Below are 24,413 nucleotides of genomic sequence, written 5' to 3'. Positions count from 1 at the left end.
AAACTATATCCTACAACAGCGGAAAAATTTCGAAGTACAAGGCGGAGAAAGCAGCGATACTAAGCAGTATCGCGGATGACGACAACGCCGGACTGCGAAATTTTAACCTGTTGCAGTTCTAGTTTTTGTGTTTACAGGGTGCTTGAACACGTCCGATACTAATTCAACACTGATGCCTGAAATCCTTCAATAATAAAAAATTTTTCGAAATATTTTAAATATTGTGTTACATTTTTTACCGATGGTTCCTCAGCCGACCATTATTGTTTCAGTCTGACAACGATTTCCTCTCTTGAAACCCGATCCAGCGTCAACAGCGCCGTATAGTCGCTCACCATTTTATTCGCGGGCTCCGCAGTCTCCAGGAGTACGCCGACGCCTTCCACCACACTGCCAAGCTCATGGACCAGGTCTATCAGACCAAGTACCGTACCGCCGGCACGCATAAAGTCGTCAATGATTAAAACTTTGGACCCGGGCTTTATGGCGTTTTTCGAAACATACATGGTTTGAATCTGCCCTGTCGAGCCTGAGACATAATTAATGCTGATGGTCGCACCTTCTGTGACACGGTTTTCGTTGCGCGCGACAACCAGCGGACAGTTCAGCCCGTTTGCCGTCATCATGGCCAGCGGGATGCCCTTGGTCTCCACAGTCAGCACGTAGTCGATCCCTCTGTAAGAGAACATCTCCGCAAAAATCTCCCCGACATCCTTCATAAAGTATGGATCGTACAGCAAATCGCCTATGTAAAGGAATCCGCCCGGAATAATCCTTTTAGGATCGCGCATTTTATCCGCAATTTGTTCCAGTATCTTTGTCCTGCGCTCCGGCACAACTACTGGAATGTATTTGACTCCGCCCGCCGCGCCTGCGATGGTTTCAACACGACCAAAGGACATGGTCTCCATGATTTTTTTGACGATGACGAGATCTTCACTGATCGTCGACTTTGCTGCATTAAACAGCTCCGTAAAATAACCCAGAGTGAAGATCCTGTTTGGTCTGTCGCAAAGTACTTTCACTATAGCGCCAATCCGTTCATTGCGTTTCAGCTTATTATCCATGAACGCCCTCCAACCGAATGTTATAAAGATTTATCTTTAGTTTATTCGCTTTTTTTGAGGATTTCAAGAAGGACTTTACTTTAATCTTCGTATTTTCAGGTTATTGCACGTTCTTTTTTGCTTTTTTTGAACTTCTTACCTCAGTCTGCTGCAGAATTATCGCAGAATTATGTTGACCGCAGTTCAATACTATGTATTCTTCCCGGTTATTTATGGTATAATGTCTTCTGACCTTTTATTGATTAAACCACCTTACTTACTCGCGACTTCAGTCGAGGGAAAACGGTGCCTGATGTATAGAAATGTATTTAATTGTCCAAAACGAGGAGAATCGATATGTTGGAATTGAATCCTTTTAATAAAAAGTACCACCTGATCGGCATTGGCGGTGTTGGCGTCAGCGCTATTGCTGAGATTCTGAACAACCGCGGCTATCAGGTCTCCGGATCTGATTTGAAGCACAGTACGCTGACTGACAATCTGGAGCAGAAGGGCATCAAGATTTACTTCACCCACGAAGCCTCCCATGTGGATGATGTGGACGTCGTCGTCTATACAACCGCTGTTGGGGCTGACAATCCAGAATTGGCACGTGCCATTGAGCGTGGCATCCCGTGCATCACCAGAGCGGATATGCTTGGCATCATCATGCGTGAGTTCAAACTAAGCCTAGCCATTTCAGGGTCACACGGCAAAACCACCACGACCTCTATGGTATCTGTAGTCCTCAGTCAGAGCGACCTGGATCCGACGCTCCTCATCGGCGGAGAAGTAAAGGAAATTGGAAGCAATGCCCGCGTTGGCCATGGGGATATTATCGTCACAGAAGCCTGCGAATATAAGGAAAGCTTTCTCAGTTTCAAGCCAAAGATTTCCGTCGTTCTCAACATAGAAGCAGACCATTTGGATTATTTCAGAGATCTTGACCACATCAAGGACTCCTTCAGACGCTATATTTCCGACACACCGGCAGATGGTGTCCTCATCCTGAATGGAGATGATCCGAATTGTCTCGAAGTTGCGGATGCTGCCAAATGCCGCGTTATAACCTTTGGGCTCTCAAACACTTGCGAATATCAGGCGACCGACATTGAATTCACTTCGTCCGGATTCCCGAGGTTCAATATCAACCATAAAGGCAAAAACCTCGCCGCACTGCATCTCGAAGTGCCAGGAAGACACAATATCTACAATGCTTTAGCCGCGTTTGTCGGATCGACCTATGTTGGTATCCCGGTTGAGGATGCCGCACTGGCACTCTCCAGATTTAAAGGTGCCGTACGCCGCTTTGACCACTTGGGCGAAAAGGACGGGGTCAAAATTATCGACGACTATGCGCATCATCCTTCCGAAGTCAAAGCGACTCTGAACGCTGCGAAAAACGTTCCCCACAAACGAATTTTCTGTGTGTTCCAACCACATACTTATACGCGAACCCATGAGCTGTTGAATGAGTTCTCAACGGCCTTTGAACAGGCGGACGTCGTGATTATCACGGATATTTACGCTGCCAGAGAGAAGGATACCGGGCTCGTCCACTCAAGGGATCTTGCAGAAATGATTAAGACTTCAGGCAAAGAAGCCTACTATATTTCATCCTTTGAAGAAATCGCCTCCTATCTGAAAGGCCACGCTGCTTCAGGCGACCTGGTTTTCACCATGGGTGCGGGCAATATCAACGAGCTTGGAAAGTTAATGCTCGAATAGATTATTCAAGAAGGAGTCCAATGCCAATTTCAATTGAAATTGGCATTGGACTCCTTCTTTATATCGAATATTAAATTTCAAACTTAAAACGGGTGCCCACTAATGGAGCACCCGTTTATTGCTTTAATTTTTATTGTCTTCACTCTCTTCAGATCCAGCGCCAGCTTCCGCTTCAGCAGCTGCCGCAGCCTCCGCTTCAGCTGCAGCATCACTTTCAGGGGTGCGTTCGTAGATGCCTTTCATTAATTCGTAAGTCTGCTCAGGATCGTGGAACAGGTAGGAACCGCCATTTTTCATGCCGACTTCACCTGGTATAGTCGTGGACTCAAGCTTCGAAAAATCGACGCCAATGCCCACCGAAGCCAGGTAAACCATATCTCCAAGATTCATATCTGTTTCAAGGTAATCAAAAACTGTTTTGATGACCATGGGCAGTTTTAGACCAATGGCTTTCTTGGCCAAAGTCACGACAAAATCCTGCTGACGCCCAATTCTTGGTAAGTCGCCCTGGCCTTCAGAACCGTTGTTTTTACGCCATCTGAGATATTCGACCGCTTCCTCGCCGTTTAAGGTCTGTAAGCCCTTATCAAAATGAATGTGAAGCGGCGGATCCGCATAAGGATCATCATAATCCATGTCAAACGGCACATCAACTTCAATGCCCTTAACGACGTCGACCACGGCCTCAACGGCTTCATAGTCGAGTTTGACGTAATGATGCACCGGCACGCCCAGGATAGCGCTGACCGCCTTGGCTACGCCAGGGGCACCGCCGTCATCCCCTTTGAAGCCATAGACCGCGTTGATCTTTCTTAGATCCGCTGCATCCTTGCCTTCAATGTGAAAATAGGTGTCCCGGGGTACTGAAACAATATTCCCAAGCTTATGCTTCGGATCAAAGGAAAGCAGCATCAGCGTGTCACTTCGACCGCCGTCCACGCCCACAAGAAGCACATTGATCCGCTTACCATCTTTGACCATTCTCTCCAGTTCGTTGGATGGTTCCTCCTCAGCCGGATCACCGGGATTCAACGGATCGACCTCACTTCCTCCGCCCGGGGTATAGAATTTTTGATAGGCAAAAATTCCACCGGCGAATATGAGTGAAAACGCGATAAACGCGATAAAAAATACTTTGACATAGTATCTCATTGAATTCCCCTTCCACGGCTCAAACAGAAACTGAAACCGCCAAAAAATCACTATTCATATCATACCACAGAATTTTTTTCAGGCAAGTGTCCTGTATACACTAAAACCAGACATACTACTGGTTAAAATTTCGCATTACAGCGTTGTCGTCAATCACGATACTATCCAGTATCGCTCATTCCTCCGCCTTGTTCCGCGAAATTTTACCGCAGTATTATGTTGTAGTTTTAGTATTCACAGGACACTAGGGGCCAGCCAAAAATTAATTCTTTCTTAAGAACCTTACTTCCCGCTGTAATCGTAGAAGCCCTTGCCGGTCTTTCTGCCTAAAAGTCCCCCTCGCACCATTTTTCTCAGGAGCGGATGCGGGCGGTACTTCGAGTCGCCAAACTCATTGTAGAGGACCTCCATGATGGCCAGATTAACATCATTGCCTATGAGATCCGCCAGCGCCAAAGGTCCAATGGGATGATTTGCCCCCAGCATCATGGCTTTGTCTATGTCCTGAGGCTCCGCCACACCGTCTGCCAACACGCCTATAGCTTCGTTGATCATAGGTATCAGGATCCGGTTGACGACAAACCCAGGCGCCTCTTCCACGCGGACCGGTTCCTTGCCCATGCGCTCGGACAGCGCTTTTATGGCCTCATAAGTCTCAGGCGAGGTCGCTATGCCGCATATGATCTCTACCAGCTTCATCAAAGGCACCGGATTAAAAAAGTGCATGCCAATAACCTTGTCTGGTCTATTGGTTGCAGAAGAAATTTCCGTGATGCTGAGAGATGAAGTGTTGGTTGCCAGAATAGCGCTTGGCTTTACAACGCGATCCAGTGCTGCAAAAATCTCCTTTTTGATCTTCATATTTTCAACGGCAGCTTCAATAATCAGGTCACAATCAGCCAGGTCCTCATCCTCTGTGGTCCCGAATATTTTGTGGAGCAGGCTTTCCATTTGCGCCTGATCCATTTTTCCCTTTTCGACGAGTTTGGAAAAGGTTTTGTTAAGCGTTGCAAACGCCTGATCCAGAAGCTGATCATTAAGTCCCTTCACAACAACGCGCTCGACGTCGCTCATTGCGACAGCCTGAACAATGCCAAGACCCATAGTACCGGTTCCAATTATCCCTATTGTTTTCATGCTTGTCTCCCCCTAGCGGTGCTTTGCAGTGTATTTTGATTTATCGACAAACGCCTTCATAGCGCCCTTTTGATCTTCGGTAGCGAAGGTCAGGCCAAATACAGCGCTTTCGTAAGCGCAGCCCTGACCTATTTCAAGATCCAGACTTTGACGCATGGCTTTCTTGGCATACTTGACCGCCACCCATGGGTTGGCAGCGATTTTCTCAGCGAGTGCCAAAGCCTCCTCCATTAACGCCTCATCCTCGTAGACATGGCTGACCAGCCCAATTCTCAGTGCTTCCTCAGCTTTGATTAACGAGCCCGTCAATATCAGCTCCATGGCCGATGCCATACCCACCAGCCGCGGCAGCCGCTGGGACGCGCCAAATCCGGGACTGATCCCCAAGGTAACCTCAGGCTGTCCCATCTTAGCGGACTTGCCGGCAAGGCGCAGGTCACACGCCAGCGCCAATTCGCATCCCCCACCTATGGCGAAGCCATTGATCGCAGCTATTACAGGCTTTTCAAGGGTTTCAATCCGGGTCATCACCTTCATGCCCAGTTCGGAGAAGCGCTGCCCCTCTTCAGGGGACATGACGGACATGGCCTGAATGTCAGCGCCCGCCACAAAAGCTCTGCCTGCTCCTGTCAATATCACTGCTCTGGTCTCAAGTGCCGAGTTAAGCTGCTCCATGCACTCGTAAAGTTCCTCAAGCACAGCTTCATTAAGCGCGTTCAGCACCTCAGGCCGATTCAGTGAAACAACCGCGACGGCATTTTTCTGTTCGACTTTCAAAAATTCATACGACATAATGTTCCTCCCTTTACAGTGATCTATTCAAAGCTTCGAGTAAAAACCCGAAGACAATGGCCGTGATCCCAAGCAATCCCGGCAATACGCCAAAGGACTCGTAGGTTTTGGCATTTTTGGGTTTTGCGCTGTCCGAATCATACTCCATCTTCATGTAGTATTCAAACCGCTTTCTCGGTGTGCCCACCAGCATGGCCGACGCGTAAAGCAGACAGAGTACACCCACCGCAAACAGAACGACATAAATGCCCTGCAGCAGCTTCAGTTCTGTCAGCAGCGCCGCCAAAATCCCGAGAATGACCGACGCACCCAGCATAATGCCGGTGAATTTAAGGTAAGACTGCAAGAACGCCATCCGCACAACTCCTTTACAACACCATCGGCAAAAAGCCTGTAATGGCCTGTCTACCACATTATACACCACTTCCGTGCCAACCGCGAGGGAATCTTGACAGCCTGGCCATGGGCTTGAAAGACAAAGGGGACGCGATGATGCCAACCTGAAAAAACTAATGACCTATGCTGAATCTTTTGCCGATAGTCACAAAAAGATACAATTTTCTGACATCGGCATTGCATTTAACGAAGCGATTTTGTATGATAGTTGAAAATGTGTCACCGACGGCTGTTCCTGCGCCTGATTCAGCGGACATAATACACAGATCAACAGGAGGTTTAATTATGAGCAATTCATTCAGCATGGTCGCGCCGCATTCCAAGCGGCCCGTCGTTCCTGATGTCATTTTTGGCACCGGCCGCGAGGCCCAGGACGCTGAAGCAAAGTACGGTTTTGAAAAAGTCATCAATTCCACGCTGGGCGTTTTGATGGACGACAGTGGTCAACTGGCGTTCCTCCCTACCGTCATGGAGCGGCTTCACACCTTGCCGGATTCCGAGCTGGGGGCCTATGCGCCTATCGCCGGTCTGCCGGATTATTTGAGCGCCGTTCAGGACGCATGCTTCAGAGGCCATAAACCCAACGCTTATTCCGAGGCTGTCGCAACCCCGGGCGGCACAGGGGCCATCAAGCATGCCGTCTGGAACTACACGGAAATGGGCGACGAGATCCTGATCGCCAACTGGTACTGGGCACCCTACAAGACCATTGCCGAAGAGCACGGCCGCCGTGTCAGGACTTTCGATTATTTCAAAGGAGACGGCATGAACGTGGACGCTTTCAAAGCCGCAGCTTCAGAGCTGATCGCAGCCCAGGAACGCGTCCTCATCATCCTTAACACGCCTGCTCACAATCCGACGGGCTATTCCATCTCTGACGGGGAATGGCAGGAAATCATGGGCTTCCTCAGGGAAAAAGCGGCGGATCCTTCCAAGAAAATTATCCTCATGGTCGACGTCGCCTACATTGATTTCGCCGGCAGCATCGACGCTTCCAGGGACTTCTTCAAGCACTTCGGGGACCTGCCGCAGAACCTGCTGGTCCTGACAGCCTTCAGCCTTTCCAAGGGCTACACCATGTATGGCATGCGGGGCGGCGCTATTATCTGCCTTGCCGCCACACAGGATTTGGCTATGGAATTCAAAGACGTCTGCGCCTATTCCAACCGTGCGGCCTGGTCGAACGGCACACGCGCCGCCATGCGGGTTCTGGCGGATATTTATAAGGACCCTGCGCTGTTTGACAAGGCCGAGGAAGAGCGCCAGGTCTTTAAGGCGATGCTGGACCGCAGAAACGCAGTTTTCATGGAAGAAGCCAAAAAGGTCGGGCTCGAAACATGCCCGTTCAGAGATGGCTTTTTTATCACAATCCCATGTAAAGACCCAGCTTCAGTTTCAAACGCGCTTAAAAAAGAAAACCTTTTCGCAATTCCGCTTCAAGGGGGACTCAGATTCGCGCCTTGCGCGGTTTCGGAGGAAAAGTGCCGCGTAGCGCCAGCAATGATTAAGAAGTACGTCTAAGACTCAAGTTATTGAAGCAGGAGCCTGACGTCAAATAAAAACAGTCCAGACATGTGAAAAAGCGGGCCGCGGCCCGCTTTTTGTTTTTGTTTAATTCATGTCATTGGGATCAAAAACTTGAGGATCACAATGAGCAGCTTTAGCCAAAGTGGAAATTGGTATCAGATCCCTATTTCCTTTTTCAAAAATCTAGCGCCTTCCCATCCACAATCACATAGAGCATCAGCGCAACGGTCCCCACCGTTATAAAAATGTCCGCTATATTAAAGACCGCGAAATTGATCAACGTGAAGTCGAAGAAGTCGACCACGTAATTGTAGCGCATCCGGTCGATCAGATTGCCTAAGGCGCCGCCTATGATCATGGCCAGCGACAGCAGGAGAAGCACTGAACTGCCGTTCTTGATCTGACGGTACAGCAGCCCAATCATGAACAGGATCACCAGCGAAGTGAAGATGATCAGGATCAGCTGCTTATCCCTCAAAATACTGAACGCCGCGCCGGTATTGCGCGTAAACGTCAAATGAAACACATCCGGTATCAATTCAATGGAACGTACCGGCAACAACTTGCTGATCGCCAGCTGCTTCGACCACTGGTCAACGGCAATAATGACGATAATCAAACCCCAATAAATCATGTTTCCCTCCTTGTTTGCTATTGCAGCGGCGACACCAGCCTGCCCACAGCTTCAAGCAATTTTCTGCGGAACGGCCTTTTCTTGAATACGTCATAGTCCAGCAATACGCTGTCCTCCATGTCTCTGTAAAAATCCGCTTCCAGCCTGCGCACCACTTCCGGATCGTAGATAAAGGCGTTCACCTCAAAATTCATTTCCAGACTGCGAATGTCCAGGTTGGCTGTGCCAACAGTTGCCGCCACGCCGTCCATGAGCAGTACCTTGCTGTGAATAAAGCCGTTCTGGTACTCGTAGACTTTGACGCCGGCCTCCAAAAGCTCCTCTATATTATCCTGCGTCGACCAGAAGACAAAGAAATGGTCCGGCTTTGACGGGATGATAATTCTGACGTCGATCCCGCTGAGTGCCGCGGTGATCAGCCCCATTTTCAGGCTTTCCTCGGGCACCAGATAGGGCGACGTGATCCAGATCCTGTCCTCTGCCGAGGAGATCATGGCGAAATACGCCTGCAGGATCGTCTTCCAGTTTGAGTCCGGGCCGCTGGAGATCACTTGGGTCATGGTCTCGCCATAGTTAGAAAGCTTCGGAAACATTCCCTCAGGCTTGACATCCATACCCGAGACGAAGGCCCAGTCGTTCAGAAAAATGTCCTGGAGCGAGTAGACCGATTCGCCCTCCATCATGATGTGCGTATCCCTCCAAAAGCCCAGATGCTTTTTGCCCAGATACTCATCTCCGACATTGTGGCCACCCAGGAAGCCTGTATGGCCATCCACAATGACTATTTTCCTGTGGTTTCTGTAATTCAGCTCCCTGGACAACACCGGAAAGGTCACCGGAAAAAACGGGCAGACTTCACAGCCATTGTCCTTCAAGTCTTGAACGTAGCCTTTTCCCAGCTTCCAGCACCCTACGCTGTCATAGATGAGCCGGACACGCACGCCTTCCCTGGCCTTTCGGATCAGAAGCTCCTTAAACTGGTTGCCCAGAATATCATTCCTAATAATGAAAAATTCGACATGTACATGATTCCGGGCCTGTTCTATGCGCTCGAAGATGCGCTCAAACGTCGCCTCTCCGTTGGTCAGAATCTCCACCCTGTTGTTGATGGTGAAGGGCGAATTGGAATTTCGAAGCAGCAGATTGATCATGCGGTTATTGACAGCGTCCGCTTCACCTCGGAACAATTCAATGTAGTCAATGATTTCCTTCTGAATTTCGGCGGCATTTTCCATGTTGGACCTCGGATAGTCACCGCTGCGCTTTTGCCTCACCCTGTATCTGTCGCGATAGTGCCCGCCAAAGAGAATGTAGAAGACAAATCCCACAAAAGGCAGCAAATAGAGCACCAGCAGCCAGGAGATGGTCTTGGACGGATTCTTGTTCTCAATCAAAATAACAATGCCCACCAAAAAAATATAGATGGCAAAGCCCCAGTTGATAAAGGTTTTGAGCCCCCCCAAAAAAGCCTGCTCAAAGAAGGCGCTCTGCATCAGTAGGACATACGCTTCAAAGACCAAAGCGCCCACAGCAATCAACACCAAAGCGACGATGCTTCTTCTCAGGATTTTGTCCATGTCTATTCGCAACCTCCTTCGTTTGAATTCAATTATGGTTATTTCAGTGACTTGAGGCTGATCTCCACATAGTGGATGGGCATGCCCAGTCTGGTGAAACGATCCTCATACTCCGTCGTGATGATGCCCTCCGGCGCGCTTCGCTCGAACTTGCCCCGCGGCAAAATGCCGTGCAGGTCGAGGGAAAGGTTTCTGAGCTTGAGGTTCAGGTCGAAGCACTGATTGAGGGTGAATTCAAAGAGGTCGCGGTTGTCGGTTTTGACGTGCACCCAACCATCGGCAGACAAAATCTTTGAATAGCTCTTCAGGAACCTGTGATGGGTCAGGCGTCGCTTGTCGTGACGGCCTTTGGGCCACGGATCGCTGAAATTCAGATAGAGATGCGACACCTCATCCGGTGCGAACCACGTGTCCAGCTCTCGAATATTCCCGTGGATAAACCTGATATTGGAAAGGCCCTGAGCTTCCGCGCGCTCTATGGCCTGCAGGATGACTTCACCCTTGATTTCCACCGCCACAAAATTGAGGTTGGGGTAACGGGCTGCGAGCCCCGTGACAAACTGGCCTTTGCCGCACCCCAGCTCAAGATGGACAGGCATATCATTTGAAAAGGCCTTATGCCAACGGCCTTTAAATACTTCCGGCTTTTTGATTAACAATTCACCTTTGACCGACAGTTTCTCGTCCGTCCCGGGCTTTTTTCTCATACGCATGTTGAATCCCTCCAGAGAGATTATACCACAACCCTTTGACAGGTAACACCTTGGCGCCTTCAACTTCAAGGCACTTATTAAAGACACCGCTCAAAGCAAAAGGAGCGCGCCTGCGCTCCCTGCAAATACGTGTTTAATTCCGGAACTTCAGGCACCGCCATGGAGCACCCTTTAGTCTTCCGTAAAAATTCTCGGATTATCGCTGAACAGCGCAAGACGCTCTGCCTCTTCCCGGGTCAGTTTCCCCTGGTCGCGGAGCAGCTCCAGCAGCGTCGGGTAGTCCGTCAGGGTTTCATAAGGCATATTGCGCTCTGCTAATCTGAGCTTCATGGACTCAAAGCCGTAGTTGAAAATGCCGTATATCTTGAGCACCTCCAGGCCCTCCGCCTCCAGCGCCTCAACGCATTTCAGCGAGCTGCCGCCGGTGGACAAAAGATCTTCCACGAGGAGCACGCGCTGCCCAGCCTTGTAAGGCCCCTCGATCTGATTACCCTTTCCGTGCTCTTTCTGGCTCGAACGGACATAGACCATGGGTTTCTCCAGAATGTCGCTGACCCACGCGCCATGAGGAATCCCGGCAGTTGCCGTCGCTGCGACGAGGTCGAAATCCGCCCCGAAATCTGCGGTCATCTTCTGAGCGATCCCCCGGGCAATGCTCTTTCTGATGTCCGGGTAACCAATGACCAGCCTGTTGTCACAATAAATTGGGGACTTGATCCCGGATGCCCAGGTAAACAAAGCATCCTCTCCCCGAATGCTGACAGCGCCTATGGAAAGCAGCATTTCCGCGTAGTCCTTGCCTGATTTTATGTCCATTTCCATCCCTCCACGTAATTCATTCTATTTTAAGCCCTGCCGATGGTCGCAAATTCAATCCGGATCTCACCGGCCAACAGGTGATTCATCATTTCAACGCGCCTGACGTATAACTGTTGCCTGCGTTCCAAAGGAGATATTCATCCACCCCGTTTGCCTTCAACGCCTCAATTTGAGCCCTGAGTTCAGCTTCACCATAGCGGATGTGGCCTCTGACCCAGGTTGCGGTAAAGTCCTGAATCCACGGGCGGAGCGTGCCAGGCGTTTCTATGTTGAGGTTGCGGTCCAGGGAATCCTTGATCCCCTTATCAATGACGCCGTAGGGGTTTGCGTCCGGAACAGCAAAGCCGTAATTGCCCGGACCATAATGGCTTGGGTACATCATTGGACAAAGGTAGTCTACGACATTGGAGATGGCTTCCCAGTGCTGTCCTATGCCGACGTCATTCTGGGAGGACGCCGCCCAGCCAAAGACGTCTGCTGCCGTATAGACGCCAAGAGGACTCAGCCGTTCGTGGGCATAGACGAGAAACTTCTGAATGGCCGCGGTTTTGGTCTCATTTTCGGGATTTCTGTAGTCCAGAGAAGCGTCAAGCTTGCCGCCGTTCGACGCCGGAAAGCGCACGTAGTCGAACTGGATTTCGTCAAAGCCGAGCCTCGCCGCCTCTTCCGCCACTGAAACGTTATAATCCCAAAGCATGCGGTCGTGAGGGGATACCCAAAGAATTTTATCATTGCCTACATAGGGCTGACCGGTAGCGCGGACCGTGATCGCGCGTTCAGGATGTGCCTTTGCGAACTTTGGCGATTTGAAGGTGACAATTCTGGCAATCAGGTAAATGTCCTTTTCCTTCAGGCGCTTAATGAAGGCTTCCATGTCCTTGATATAAACTTTATCGTTGACACCCGGAACGAATTCTTCTGCCTTATCACTCTTAAAAAGCAGGTGTCCGTTGTCGTCCAGAACGTCAATGACAAAAGCATTGATGTCCGTAGTGTCCGCCAGCTGAATCAGCTGCTCAAGCTTAGCACCCGCCGCCGAATGTCCGGTGACGTAGACCCCCTTGACCTTGACCCTTGGATTTTCAGGATATTCATAAGGCCGCACAAACGCCTCGTAGTCAGCACCCGCGTAAGGTGACTGGATCAGCTCTGACCTGGAGGCCGCGAGTCCGTTGGAATCCATCCATCCCAGGGTTGCGGCATCCTCATAAGCCCGCTTTACTTGAAGCAGCTCGCCTGACCCATTAGCCGCAGCCTTCCTGCTCACCACGTAAAAGGATGTACCTTTCTTAAAGTTGCCTGCAGCGGGCTCTGCCAAGCTTTCAGCGGCATAGACAGACTTATTGTCTGCCTTGACATACACCGTATTCTTTAAAATCTCTTCTCTCAGCTTCGCCTCTAGAACTGCACGACCTTTATGTATGGCATCCCGGATATTCAGGTTGCTCGCGATCAAGGCATGTTCCGCAGTCGTTATGACCTGGCCGGATTTAAAAGCATCCCCAAAACCGTTCACCGCCTCCTGAGCCGGAGTCGCGCTGCATGCGCCCAGCGTTAGGACTGCGAGCGCGCCGGCCAAAATACCAACACATCGCCGGTATGGACGTTTTTGCGCATCCGATTTTCTCACTTCACTACTCAATTTAAACACAGGCCACCTCATCCTTGACTACAAAACTGAAGACAGGAAACACTTTTCAGGCTTCCTGCCTTCAGATGGTGTAGTTAAATTTCTTATGTCGTTGCAGGTATGATCAGCTATAAACTTCTATTAAAAGATTGGGCACATGCTCTGCCGAACCTGCTATTTCGTTTAAATTTTATCATACCCATCCCATTTCTGTCGATGGTCATTCGTTTGTTTGTTTTACATAATCTTTTTGTCTTCCATTCACTCATATCACGCGACCTTTTCCGTCAGCACCTTTTGTCGATGCTATTCAATGACGATGACGGAAGCTTCGCCAATATTAATCCAGTCATACAGGAATTTCGCGTGGCTGGTGTAGTTCCTCACACATTTATGGGATCGCGGTACCGTTCCAAGGCCTGAAGAGAATTCTATCATGCCCGGATCCTTATAGTCGACGATCCTGACTGCAGTCACCGCCGGCGTGACAACATTGCCCTCAGCGTCGTAAACAGCCGGCGAGATGACGACGCGCTGTCTGACCAGCGTGTAGTTGACCGGCACGCCGTGAATGAAGGCCCCGCCATTAAAGCGGATGGCATAGGGCGCATACCCTGCAAGCTCTTTGGTCTCGTCATCCAGATAAAGAAACTTATCTCGAGTGTAGATCGCCATAAAGTCCCCAAGGTCTGTTGGATAGCGATACTTGTCCTGGGCGCCTGTCGTCGCATAAACATAGGAAATCATATGCCATTTGCCGTCGATTTTCTCGAAGACGCCTTCGTTCTGATTTTTTCTGTCAATGACGATAGTCTGCTTCAGTTCCTGAATCGAATTTCTTTCGGTGATATACTTCTTAGGAATATAGAAGGTCTCCCTCAGGTCAATGACATTGACCTTGTAGAAGCTGCCAGACTCACCCAAAATGTCCACCAGCCGGCCGTCCTGGATATATCTGAAGGTCGACGACGTGTTTGGCTCCTTATAGCCGGGTGCGGCTTGATAGCGCTCGATACCGTAGTTGTCCTGGGCATATTGTCCCTGGAACAAAGGCGGCGCGCCGTTAACATTTCTGAAGTTGTCAATATAGCCCGTTCTCTTTCCGTTGACATTCTTTTCAAGGTGCAGCAGCTCAGCAAACATTTTGTCAAACTGGAATTCCCTCTTCGTCGCAAGATCCGCTGTGATGAAGCCAAAACGGTTCATGCCGTTGACGTCTTTCCAGTAGACGCGGTACCAGTAAGGGCTGCTGGTGCTGCTCCACTTGCGGCCTTCCACTTTTTGAATGACTGAAATTTTTTCGTTGAGCTGAGCTTTTTTGATAATTTTGCCGTCGAGTCCGGGTTTACTGCGGATGTTGGTCGTTCCGTTCAACATCACGACGTAGTGCTCCGGCGCTGGGTATCTGTCATATTTGAGTGTCACTGACAGGTCTTCGGGCAGTTGAGAGTAATAGGTTTCAAGGATGGTATAGGGTTTCTCTGCATCAATGTCAACACCATAGGCATAGGTGCTGCTGATCGCCATGACCAATAACAATATGGCCGTGATCAGGATTTTTGGCAGTTTATGCGTGTGCCGTTCTGATGCGGTGGTCTTCTTTAGACTCCAGGTCATCATTGCAGCAATCCTCCTTTTGCCTGTCTTCCCGGGACACCAAATGGGCTCTGAGACTGATTGTTTTCAAACTGCAGAATTTCAGGTTTTTAGTATTAAAGAAATTCTAAAACTTATAACAGCCTGCGATCCAATAGTCTCCAGGAATCATAGCTTTTTCAGCGCACTGCGTTTCACCGACAAGCCAGTTTCCGGAAAAGCCCTTGCTCTTCATGGCGCTGTCCAGATAGAGCATAGCGATTCCGGCGTCGATCAGACCCGTGTGCGCTTCGAGAGTCTCGTTGCGCTTCATGGCCAAAATCAGCCTGTCTGGTTGTAAGACGAATCTCCACGGCTGTAAGTTCCCCCAGGATGGCGCAAAACGCATATAGAAAAATACTTCTTCGAAGCCTAGCTGCTCAATCTCATCCAGCGACATGATATTGCCGAAGGTTTTGTTGTATACGATTTCGCTGATCGACAACCGGTCGCTGTGAGACTCATCCTTATAGGAGGCGTCGATGTACGGATAGCCAAATTTAGTCAATGCAGAAGCTGAATGATCCCCTGAAGCGTCGTAAATTCTTGAAAGTCTGGTGCCGCCCTTTGGTTCGCCAAAAGCGAGGATGGACGCGACTACCAGTTCACTCTGAATCCCTAGCTTCTCTTTGACAAGGTCACTTTTTGCTGCCGTCTGAAGCCAGCAGCTTCCAAGATCAATTTTGGTAAGTTCGAGGCTTAGCCACTCTCCCGCGTGCCCTGCCGCAATGAAATTCTCTTCGCGGTCTTCACACATCATGACGAGATAATGAGGCGCTTTGATCATAATGCCGTGATATCCTACAATACCGTCAAGTGCTTTATAAACACTGCTGCCATCCTGAAGAACGCCAATTTCGACGGTGGCCGTCTCAGTGAGGGGAGGTATGCTCGTGATGGTCTCGCGGACATGATTCATTATATTGGCGGATAGTGCTGCATCTTTGTACTCGCGAATCGTTTTGCGTTTTTCCATGACTTTGATCATTTTCATCCGAATCACCTCATTAAAGTATTCATACACTGTACAAAATTATACCATAGTCCTTTTAACTGGTGTGAAAATGTTCCGTTTAAGATGTAAAAACGGGAATTTCTCTGTGTACTGGGTATAACAAATAGCGTAATATCATTTTACCGAATTTTTGTGTTGTACTCTACTTTTTACCCAATTCACACAAAATTATTGACTATAATTTGAAAGGGGCGTTTATGGTGAAAATCAGATTTCTTGGCGCTGCCGGCCAGGTCACGGGCTCAGGGTGTTTGCTGGAAGGCGCAGGACATAAGTTTCTCGTGGATTTTGGGCAGTTCCAGGGGGATGAGATCATTGTTCGACAAAACTACCAGCCACTGGATTTCAAAGCATCGGAAATCGATTTTGTCATTCTGACCCATGCCCATATCGACCACTCCGGACGCTTGCCTCTCCTTTATAAGCAGGGTTTCAGAGGCAAAATCTTCTGTACCTATCCCACTGCAGCGCTCGCAGAAATCCTCATGAAGGACAGCGGAAAAATTCACGAGGAAGAAAACGAATGGGAAAACAGAAAGCGGATGCGCGCCGGACTTGACGAGGTCGAACCCCTGTATTCCTTTGATGACGCGGAGGAAACCGTTCCCTATTTGTACCCTATGCCTTACAGAAAAAAGCACCAGGTATCTGAAGCCCTGACCTTTGAATACTTTGATGCCGGTCATCTCCTCGGCTCATCCTCTGTCAGGATTGAATGGCTTGAGGACGGTTTGCTGAAATCTATTCTCTTTTCAGGTGATCTTGGCTCAGGCAATAATCCTATGCTCCCTGCCGCGGATCATCCTGAACCGGCACAGGCCGTCGTCATCGAGTCCACCTACGGTCTGGAATACCACCACAACACGCGGCGCCGGGCTTCGCAGCTGGCGGAAATCATTGAAGAAACCATGGAGAAGGGCGGCACAGTCCTAATCCCATCTTTCGCAGTAGGCAGAACGCAGGAAATCATTTTTGAACTAAAAGCCCACTATGTCAGTTTAGACCGACTGGATGACTTTTACGACATCCCCATCTTTGTAGACAGTCCGCTTGCCATTCACGCGACCGGGATTTACGAAAAGTTTGCCGACTACTACAGGCCGGAGGTCGCCGCAAAAGTCAAGAGTCCCGAAAATCCTTTCGATGCGCCTAATGTCACCTATGTCTCTGAGCACGAAGCCTCAATGGCACTGGACCGCTCACCCAAGTCTAAAGTTATTATCTCCGCCAGCGGCATGTGTGAAGCCGGCAGAATCCGCCACCATTTGAAGCATTATCTTTGGAAGCGAGAGACCACGCTGGTGTTCATTGGATTCCAAGCAGAAGGTACTCTGGGTCGGGCGTTGAAAGATGGCCTGAAGGACATCCACCTCTTCAACGATCCTATAAAGGTCAATGCCCGCATCGAATTCGTCGAAGGTTATTCGGGCCACGCGGATCAGGCCGCCCTGGACAACTGGCTGGAGCCTCTCGAGCCGCATTTGAGCCACCTTTTCATCAACCATGGCGAAGCCCCAAGAAGCCATGCCTTCGCTGAAGAAATGGAAAGCAGACTGCCAAACACCCGTGTTATTGTGGCGGATCCGAAGGAATTCTATGAAGTGTAAAGCCAGATAGTTCGCATAGGAAGACGCAGGTGGTGAAAGCCGCCTGCGTCTATTTTGATGTGAAACTCAGTGTTGAAACTCGGTGTCAGACACCGAGTTTCAACACTGAGTTTCATTTGGAGCGGAAAACCACGAATGGAAGAACGGATCGATAGGCCGCAGGCCGCTGTCACCAACTTCCATGCGACCTTGTCATTTTGTATATCCTTTAACAAAATTGAACAACCCTTCATTTTATGATATACTGCTTCCTTGTTAAGACAGCAAATTAATGCTTTATTACAGGAGGTGCAGGATTATCAACCAGAATGAAAGACAACAAATGCTTGCGAACGCGCCCATCGGAAAACTGCTTTTAAAGCTTTCCGTTCCTGCGACATTGGCCATGATCGTCAATGCGCTATATAACATCGTGGATGCCATTTACATTGGTCAAGGCGTAGGATTTCTGGGGATGGCCGGTCTGACTGTGGCTTTTCCCATTCAGATGTTTATCCTCGCCGTCGGTCAAATGGTCGGCATTGGCGGCGGCGCGCTGGCGTCCATCAGCCTTGGAGAGGGCGACAGCGAGAAGGCGGACAACGTCGCCGGCAACGCTTACGTCCTCATTGTGATCCTTGGCGTGCTCATCATGATCGTCGGATCGCTCCTCCTTGACCCCATTTTGAAGCTCTTCGGCGCTTCAGTTGACGTACTGCCCTACGCGAGAGACTACATGTCCGTCATCTTCTACGGGGCTGTATTCTTCAGCTTTTCAGTAGTCGGCAACAACATAGTGCGCTCTGAGGGCAACGCCATGGTCGCCATGGTTTCCATGATGATTGGCGCCGGCCTGAACATTATCCTGGATCCCATCTTTATCTTCGCCCTGGACATGGGGATCCGCGGCGCCGCAATCGCGACGATCCTTTCGCAATTCGTCTCCTTCATCTACCTCTTGATCTACATGTACAGCGGAAAAAGCATTTTTGCGATTAAACCCCACCATCTCAGACCCCATGCCGCTTATATGTCCGAAATCCTGCAGCTTGGCTTCCCGGCGTTTTCCCGACAGGTTGGGGGGAGCATTCTCGCGATCTTCCTGAACACTTCCATTGTCCAGTACGGCGGCGACATTGCACTTTCAGCCTTCGGCGCCATCAACCGCATCATCTCTTTTCTGTTCATGCCCATGTTTGGTGTCCTTCAGGGCTTCCAGCCTATCGCCGGCTTCAACTTCGGCGCCAGACGCTTTGACCGCGTCAGGGAGTCCATCAGGATCGCGCAAATTGTGCTCATTGCAATGTCCAGCTTTGGCTGGCTCATAGCCCAGCTTTTCCCGGCACTCATCATGAGGCTCTTTACGCCTGAGCAGGAGGTCATTGACATTGGAGCCAAAGCGCTTCGAATCATCATCGCTGCAATTCCTTTTGTCTCTATCCAAATAATGAGTGCCTCCGTCTATCAGGCCCTTGGAAAAGCGAAGCCTGCGCTGTTCTTGTCGCTCCTCAGGCAGTTCATTCTCTTCATTCCTTTGATGTATATTATTCCAGCCGTGACGGGACTCGGCCTGACGGGCGTCTGGCTGACTTACCCGGCAGCGGACGTCATCTCTACCATAGTCAGTATCTTCATGCTGTCTAAGCTCTACCAGCAGATGAACGCTGCCCAGGCTTCCCAGGAGGAGGCCTTGCCGCCACAGGTGTAAATTTGGCGCATTGAACCTGCCTCAGCCATCGGCCGCTGAACTTAAAAAAACTACCCATTATTTGGGTAGTTTTTTGTTTTTGAGACTAGTGTCCAGTGAATTCTTAAACTATAGCATAGTACAGAGGTAAAATTTCACAAAACAAGGCGGAGAAATGAGCGATACTAAGCAGTATCGCGATTGACGACAACGCAGTAATGTGAAATTTTAACCTGTAGTATGCCTAGTTTGAGTGTTTACTGGACACTAGTCCTGATCTTGAGTGTCGCTGTTTTTCCCGGTTGGTCCTTTTTTGGTGCGGCCTTTTCCAGGCTGGCCATAGACGACCCTTTCCAGGTAGAGGCCATGGGCCGGCGCGAGCTCACTCGAAAGGCTGCGGTCTCCTGTCTCCAGCATAACCTTAGCCTGTTCGGACGGAATCCGTCCAAGGCCAATTTCAATCAGTGTTCCGGTAATTTTGCGGGCCATGTTGTGAAGGAAGCCATTCGCCGTGATTCTGATCTCGACGCTTTTGTCCAGGGTATGGGCTGTTGCAGGATTCAGAGCCTGATCTGCCACCAAAGGCCTGGCTACGATCTCCAGGCGTTCAATACTGCGGACCATGGATTTTTTCTTCGATTTGGCTGTGGTGAAAGCCGTAAAGTCATGTTCCCCCACAAACAGCTCCGCGGCACGGATCATGGCTGCCACATCCAAAGACTCTTCCAGATACAGGCTGTACCGGTGGCTGAAGGGATCCGGAATCTCTGTGTTGAGAATCTTGTACAGGTAAGTCTTTGAGACGGCAGAGTAGCGCGCGTGGAAGCTCGGATGAACCGCCTCCAGCTTCAGCACCGCCATGTCCTCCGGCAGATAAAAATTCAGGTCCTTCAGAACCTCTTTCACATCAAAAACTTTCTCGGCTGAAAAAGTCGCGACCTGGCCCAGCGCGTGAACCCCCGCATCCGTCCTTCCGGCGCCTTCAATTTCAATTTCTTCCACCAAAATTCTGGACAGTGCCGTTTCAAGTTTCCCTTGTATGGTCTCTGCTTTCAAATCCTCTCCAAGCCGCTGCCAGCCTTTGTAGCGTTTGCCGTCATAAGCCAGGTCCATTCTGTATCTTTGTGTCATAGTCATACTCCTTTTTCAGTTGTGGAGGGTTGATTGCGCCGCCCGTGCCGGCTTCCGAGGATCAAGGCGTAAATCACCGTGACCACGGGGAACAAATACAAGAGAAAACTGTATTTGGCATATAAAGCCGGCGTGATTCCTGTCAAGCCGACTATGATGATGGTGTTGACGTTCCAAAACTGAAGAGGCGCCATGATCACGCCTGTGTCTGAAACTGTCCTGGCGAGATCCGCAATGGTCAGACCACGGGATTCAAAGGTGCTCCGGAGTGATTTGACAGGCAAAAGGATAGGCAGCGTCTGATCGCAGGACACGCTCAGGAACAGAATGCTCAGCAGCCCGGTCTTGATCGTAAGCCTGCCGGGACCGTCCTGTTCCGAGATGACCTTGTTCATCATGGGTGCCAGCGCGTCCGTTCGCTCCAGGATCCCGCTGAAGGCGACCGCGCAAAGCACGATTAAAAGCACCTCCAGCATAGGCGCGATCCCTCCGCCCTTCAGTATATCCGCGAGAAGTGGCGCGCTTTCGGGAGAAAGCCTGTAGCCTTTTGCCAGCCAGGTGATGAGCTCCGTCACCCCTGCCCCCTGTACCAGAATAGCGGTGAGACTTCCAATCAAAATACACACGAGCATGCCCACATGAATTTTAAACCCTTTAAACGTCATGCCAAGAAGGATGGCCGGTATGAGGAACAGCAGCGGACTCATGACGTATTGCTCAGCTAGGGCCGCCCGGAGCAACTGCGTATCCACCACCGCTGAGACTGTTTCCGACGCGCTGCCAATCCAGGAATATAGAAGGATGCAGAGCAGGATCACCGGTGCAGTGGTTCTGAGTGAAGCTCTGGCGTAAACCTTGTAGGGCAGCTTTGCCACGCCCAGCAGCAGATTGACCAGCCCGTTGACCGGTGACAGCTTGTCCGCGATATAAGACCCTGAAAGAATCGCGCCCAGGACCAAGGGCGGTTCAAAACCAAATCCACTGCCAATACCCATAAGTGCTATGCCGATGGTGCTGAGCGTACCCAGCCCAGTACCCATAATCATGGCGACGATCAAAGTAATTAAAAAGGCCGCTGTCAAAAAGGTCTCCTTTGCAAACCAGTCCAGGCCGTAATAAATAATGGCGGGTATGACACCGGACGCAATCCAGACCGCAATGGAAATGCCCATCAACAGAATGACAACGTACACCACCGTACATCCCCGTACTGCGATCATGGCCGCTTCTGCCATTGACTTCGCAGAAAAGCCTTTTCGGCTGAAATAGATTAAGAGTAATATGATTGCCGTTGCAAACCCAAAAAAGAGCGAAATCTTCAGGAGGATTGCGCTGACAATGCATAGGACCACCATTGACAAGGTGATCAGGCTGTCCTGAAATGTCAGCATGGCGGCCTACTCTCTCAGGGTTGCGACTAATCGCTTTGGATTTTCAAGGGTTTCCAGTACGTCAATGATATCCGTAAAAAGTAGGTCCGCATCCATCAGTGCCCGTCGCGCAAGGCCCTCTGCACCTATGACCGCGATCCCAAGAATGGATTCCTTCAACATAAGGCTGTCATTGTTGCCGTTCCCTACCGCAATGGTGCGGTCTGTTCCCAGTTTTCTCAGGAATTCGAGTTTCTCCTGAGTCCCGTGATCACTCTCAAGGATGTGCACATCAATGCGGCTGCCTTCAAATGCTTTTTTCACAGTGCCATAGGTATCCGCTGTGAGGATGTGAATCTTGACAGTGCGTGACAGTTTCTGAAGGCGCTCCATGACGCCCTCAATGAGCGCGCCGTCCTTTGCTACCGTGCCGTTGTAATCAAACACGACATTTTTAAAAACAAGTTTGCCATAAGAAGGAATATCTACTTCCAGCATAAAGGACCTCCGGTTCATGGAATTTTTGAAATTTACAGGCCTTTTAATGTCCTGCCCGTGCCAAGTTGGCTCAAGTACTGATTAAATCTTTCAAAAAGAGGTATAAATAATGGAGGAGGTGATCAGAATGTCAGACCTTTCCCTGGGCCCAAAAAAAGAGGCCAATCTGTCACTCGACGTCAGTAAGGATCAGAGCCGCAGCGCTGTCAAAGGCAAAGTTCTGGCTGTGATCAGCACCGCCCGTAGTCTGACTCTGTCAGACGGGACCTCCGTCTCTTGCGGTTATCATCTGTGTGAGCTCGCAGACCTGCATAAAACATTGATCGACGCCGGCTATCAAGTCATGTTTGCCACGCCTGACGGAGACACACCACTGGCAGATGCCGTGGGTGTCGCCTCCTTGAAGCCCGAAGAACGCAACGCCTATGAACGCTATGTAGACGGACTGACGGAACTGCTGATTCCTTATAAACTTTCTGATATCACTGAAGAAATGCTCCTTCACCTTCATGGGCTGTTTCTTCCCGGCGGCAAAGGTGCCCTGGCTGATCTGCCTAACCAGAAGGACTTGAAACGCATTTTGAAACACATGAAAGCGCATATGAAGCCTATTGTTGCCATTGGTCACGGCACTGCAGGACTGATTCAGGCGCCGGATCCGGATGAAGCATGGCTCTTTTACGACTACGAAATGACTTGCTTTCCAAAGGCGTTGGAAGAGCGGCTCGCCAAACGTCAGGCTTTGGCGTCACCCGCTTTCAGCCTTGAGGAAGAACTGGATGAAATGGGTGCGGAGCTTCGATTCCACCGACATTATACCCGCGAATTCATCGTAGAATTCAAAGAGCTTTTAACCGCTCAAAACAGCGCCTCCGTCATCAGCTTAGCCAAGCTGGCCATATGTCATCTGAACAGAAATCTTAAGACGCGAATAGAGCTGAATCACTGACAGCACAGATGTGCTGCAATTTATCAGCACCGCCAGACGATCACGCCTGGCGGTTTTTTAGTTCTGCACAAAACCACAAACGCCTCACTACAAACGACTTTTCAACAGTATACTGCGGTTCAGGTCGCGGTCTTCAATAACCCAGTCACCATTGACACATTGTCTGAGGGACTCCAGGGCCTGCTTCCAATAGTCAAGGGCAGACTTCCTCCAAACCTCGACCGCCTCATGATCGAGTTCGACCGCAGCACCCTTTGACAGCTCAAACCTTGCAGTGTCAGGATGCACCATCAGGTGAATCTCCGTGCAGTATTGGGTTCTCGCAGCACAAGGCATCATGTGGAACACCACAGCATCTTTGAAGGTATTGCCCTGATCATCAGTGGAACTCCATAAGCACTCGACTTTTTCTCGGGGCTCCATACCAACGAGCTCTAGCTGATTCATTTCGTCCTTCAGCCATTTGCCCATGAAGTCCTCATGCGTCAGCCAGCGTTGAGCCCTATTGAGCTCGCAGAACAGACGAATACGGGTATGTATGAACATGGTCAGCCATCCTTCCGGTTTCTTTTTGCCTCTTATTAGTGTAACATAGTTGCGTAAGAACATTCAAAAAATCTCCGCTCGAACACTGTAATTTCCAGACTCACAACATACTTTAACGGAACCTTTGAAAGGAGACGCCGCCATGACCTTCAAAAAACTGATCTTTGATCTCGACGGCACACTCATTGAGCCCAAAACCGGCATCACTCGTGCGATTGTCTACGCGCTCAAACACTATGGCATCGAGATCCCCGAATCTGGCTATGACGCTTTGACACCCTTCATTGGTCCGCCGCTGACTGAATCCTTCTCGCGCTACTTTGGCTTTGATGACGCCAAGGCCAGGGAAGCGGTCGAAAAGTACCGGGAATACTACTCTGTGACCGGGTTGTTTGAATGCAGCGTTTATCCGGGAATCCCAGAACTCTTAAGGCAGCTTCATCAGGCTGGCGTCCCTGTTTATCTGGCTACTTCAAAGCCCCAGATCTTTGCAGAAACCCTGCTGAAGCACCTCGAACTGGATCACTATTTTGCTTTAATCGCCGGAAGTACCCTGGATCACACGCGGGACCAAAAGTCTCAGGTCCTGAACTGGCTGCTGAGCCAGGAGCATCTGAAGCCGGAGGAGTGCCTTATGATTGGAGACAGACATTATGACGTGGAAGGCGCTCGGGCCTGTGGCATCGACACCGTCGCCGTAGGCTACGGTTATGGCAGCCGGGAGGAGTTCGACCTTTGCGCCCCCGCTTACCGTTCAGAGACTGTTGAAGCCCTTGCCGAACTGCTTCAGCAGCTGACGCAGGAGAATTAAAATGCACGGAAGACGGTGTCAGACGCAGCCTTCC

Annotated in this window: 22 protein-coding genes; 6 read left to right on the top strand and 16 right to left on the bottom strand. The window is 50.1% G+C overall.

What is annotated here, in order from left to right; translation table 11 throughout:
- Nucleotides 1-260: 260 nt before the first annotated feature.
- Nucleotides 261-1,067, bottom strand: coding sequence for a pur operon repressor (gene purR / locus OEL90_RS04795; RefSeq protein WP_291399736.1), 807 nt, complete (start codon nucleotides 1,065-1,067; stop codon nucleotides 261-263).
- Between the two features lie 336 nt (nucleotides 1,068-1,403).
- Here purR and murC point away from each other — a divergent pair, with 336 nt between their 5' ends.
- A complete protein-coding gene (murC, locus tag OEL90_RS04790) occupies nucleotides 1,404-2,774 on the top strand; it encodes a UDP-N-acetylmuramate--L-alanine ligase (protein WP_300687332.1) in 1,371 nt (456 codons plus the stop codon).
- Between the two features lie 123 nt (nucleotides 2,775-2,897).
- Here murC and OEL90_RS04785 read toward each other — a convergent pair whose 3' ends face one another.
- From OEL90_RS04785 to OEL90_RS04770, 4 genes are all read right to left on the bottom strand, one after another.
- The gene (locus OEL90_RS04785) at nucleotides 2,898-3,926 is read right to left on the bottom strand and encodes an LCP family protein (RefSeq protein ID WP_300687331.1); all 1,029 of its coding nucleotides are present in this window, start codon (nucleotides 3,924-3,926) and stop codon (nucleotides 2,898-2,900) included.
- Between the two features lie 282 nt (nucleotides 3,927-4,208).
- Nucleotides 4,209-5,063: a 3-hydroxybutyryl-CoA dehydrogenase gene (locus tag OEL90_RS04780; RefSeq protein ID WP_291399731.1), complete on the bottom strand. Its 855-nt coding sequence runs from the start codon at nucleotides 5,061-5,063 to the stop codon at nucleotides 4,209-4,211.
- A gap of 12 nt (nucleotides 5,064-5,075) precedes the next feature.
- Complete coding sequence (locus OEL90_RS04775) at nucleotides 5,076-5,855, bottom strand: enoyl-CoA hydratase-related protein (RefSeq protein ID WP_291399729.1); 780 nt, start codon at nucleotides 5,853-5,855, stop codon at nucleotides 5,076-5,078.
- A gap of 13 nt (nucleotides 5,856-5,868) precedes the next feature.
- A complete protein-coding gene (locus OEL90_RS04770) occupies nucleotides 5,869-6,210 on the bottom strand; it encodes a hypothetical protein (protein WP_300687329.1) in 342 nt (113 codons plus the stop codon).
- Between the two features lie 326 nt (nucleotides 6,211-6,536).
- Between OEL90_RS04770 and OEL90_RS04765 the strand changes: the two genes are divergently transcribed.
- Complete coding sequence (locus tag OEL90_RS04765) at nucleotides 6,537-7,772, top strand: pyridoxal phosphate-dependent aminotransferase (protein ID WP_300687328.1); 1,236 nt, start codon at nucleotides 6,537-6,539, stop codon at nucleotides 7,770-7,772.
- A gap of 181 nt (nucleotides 7,773-7,953) precedes the next feature.
- Here OEL90_RS04765 and lspA read toward each other — a convergent pair whose 3' ends face one another.
- From lspA to OEL90_RS04730, 7 genes are all read right to left on the bottom strand, one after another.
- Nucleotides 7,954-8,412, bottom strand: coding sequence for a signal peptidase II (lspA, locus tag OEL90_RS04760; RefSeq protein WP_291399723.1), 459 nt, complete (start codon nucleotides 8,410-8,412; stop codon nucleotides 7,954-7,956).
- A gap of 17 nt (nucleotides 8,413-8,429) precedes the next feature.
- A complete protein-coding gene (cls, locus tag OEL90_RS04755; RefSeq protein ID WP_291399722.1) occupies nucleotides 8,430-9,989 on the bottom strand; it encodes a cardiolipin synthase in 1,560 nt (519 codons plus the stop codon).
- Between the two features lie 38 nt (nucleotides 9,990-10,027).
- Nucleotides 10,028-10,702, bottom strand: a complete 675-nt coding sequence (gene trmB, locus OEL90_RS04750) for a tRNA (guanosine(46)-N7)-methyltransferase TrmB (RefSeq protein WP_300687326.1) — start codon at nucleotides 10,700-10,702, stop codon at nucleotides 10,028-10,030.
- A 171-nt stretch (nucleotides 10,703-10,873) separates the two neighbouring features.
- Nucleotides 10,874-11,518 carry an orotate phosphoribosyltransferase gene (gene pyrE, locus OEL90_RS04745; protein ID WP_291399718.1) on the bottom strand — a complete coding sequence of 215 codons (645 nt, stop codon included), beginning with the start codon at nucleotides 11,516-11,518 and terminating at the stop codon, nucleotides 10,874-10,876.
- 88 nt (nucleotides 11,519-11,606) lie between these two features.
- Nucleotides 11,607-13,172: a putative glycoside hydrolase gene (locus tag OEL90_RS04740; protein WP_300687325.1), complete on the bottom strand. Its 1,566-nt coding sequence runs from the start codon at nucleotides 13,170-13,172 to the stop codon at nucleotides 11,607-11,609.
- A 285-nt stretch (nucleotides 13,173-13,457) separates the two neighbouring features.
- Nucleotides 13,458-14,771: a L,D-transpeptidase family protein gene (locus tag OEL90_RS04735; protein ID WP_291399714.1), complete on the bottom strand. Its 1,314-nt coding sequence runs from the start codon at nucleotides 14,769-14,771 to the stop codon at nucleotides 13,458-13,460.
- Nucleotides 14,772-14,874: 103 nt separating this feature from the next.
- The gene (locus tag OEL90_RS04730) at nucleotides 14,875-15,780 is read right to left on the bottom strand and encodes a nitroreductase family protein (protein ID WP_291399712.1); all 906 of its coding nucleotides are present in this window, start codon (nucleotides 15,778-15,780) and stop codon (nucleotides 14,875-14,877) included.
- Between the two features lie 221 nt (nucleotides 15,781-16,001).
- Here OEL90_RS04730 and OEL90_RS04725 point away from each other — a divergent pair, with 221 nt between their 5' ends.
- Both OEL90_RS04725 and OEL90_RS04720 read left to right on the top strand, forming a co-directional pair.
- On the top strand, nucleotides 16,002-17,408 hold the full coding sequence (locus tag OEL90_RS04725) for an MBL fold metallo-hydrolase RNA specificity domain-containing protein (RefSeq protein ID WP_291399710.1): 1,407 nt from the start codon (nucleotides 16,002-16,004) through the stop codon (nucleotides 17,406-17,408).
- Between the two features lie 322 nt (nucleotides 17,409-17,730).
- A complete protein-coding gene (locus OEL90_RS04720; protein WP_291399708.1) occupies nucleotides 17,731-19,095 on the top strand; it encodes an MATE family efflux transporter in 1,365 nt (454 codons plus the stop codon).
- 246 nt (nucleotides 19,096-19,341) lie between these two features.
- On the opposite strand, the gene truA is transcribed toward OEL90_RS04720, so the two are convergent.
- From truA to OEL90_RS04705, 3 genes are read right to left on the bottom strand one after another with little or no spacing between them, the layout of a single operon-like run.
- Nucleotides 19,342-20,205 carry a tRNA pseudouridine(38-40) synthase TruA gene (truA, locus tag OEL90_RS04715; protein ID WP_291399706.1) on the bottom strand — a complete coding sequence of 288 codons (864 nt, stop codon included), beginning with the start codon at nucleotides 20,203-20,205 and terminating at the stop codon, nucleotides 19,342-19,344.
- Between the two features lie 2 nt (nucleotides 20,206-20,207).
- Nucleotides 20,208-21,596 carry a Na+/H+ antiporter NhaC family protein gene (locus tag OEL90_RS04710; RefSeq protein ID WP_291399704.1) on the bottom strand — a complete coding sequence of 463 codons (1,389 nt, stop codon included), beginning with the start codon at nucleotides 21,594-21,596 and terminating at the stop codon, nucleotides 20,208-20,210.
- 6 nt (nucleotides 21,597-21,602) lie between these two features.
- Nucleotides 21,603-22,073: an HAD family hydrolase gene (locus OEL90_RS04705; protein ID WP_291399702.1), complete on the bottom strand. Its 471-nt coding sequence runs from the start codon at nucleotides 22,071-22,073 to the stop codon at nucleotides 21,603-21,605.
- Between the two features lie 127 nt (nucleotides 22,074-22,200).
- Between OEL90_RS04705 and OEL90_RS04700 the strand changes: the two genes are divergently transcribed.
- Nucleotides 22,201-23,022, top strand: a complete 822-nt coding sequence (locus tag OEL90_RS04700) for a hypothetical protein (RefSeq protein ID WP_300687322.1) — start codon at nucleotides 22,201-22,203, stop codon at nucleotides 23,020-23,022.
- Nucleotides 23,023-23,109: 87 nt separating this feature from the next.
- On the opposite strand, the gene OEL90_RS04695 is transcribed toward OEL90_RS04700, so the two are convergent.
- Nucleotides 23,110-23,568: a hypothetical protein gene (locus OEL90_RS04695; RefSeq protein ID WP_300687321.1), complete on the bottom strand. Its 459-nt coding sequence runs from the start codon at nucleotides 23,566-23,568 to the stop codon at nucleotides 23,110-23,112.
- A 142-nt stretch (nucleotides 23,569-23,710) separates the two neighbouring features.
- Here OEL90_RS04695 and OEL90_RS04690 point away from each other — a divergent pair, with 142 nt between their 5' ends.
- The gene (locus tag OEL90_RS04690) at nucleotides 23,711-24,379 is read left to right on the top strand and encodes an HAD-IA family hydrolase (protein WP_300687319.1); all 669 of its coding nucleotides are present in this window, start codon (nucleotides 23,711-23,713) and stop codon (nucleotides 24,377-24,379) included.
- Nucleotides 24,380-24,413 lie beyond the last annotated feature (34 nt).

It is taken from the genome of Acidaminobacter sp. (genome assembly GCF_030247605.1).
Classification (GTDB): domain Bacteria; phylum Bacillota; class Clostridia; order Peptostreptococcales; family Acidaminobacteraceae; genus Acidaminobacter.
This window is presented reverse-complemented; position numbering and strand designations above follow the sequence as displayed.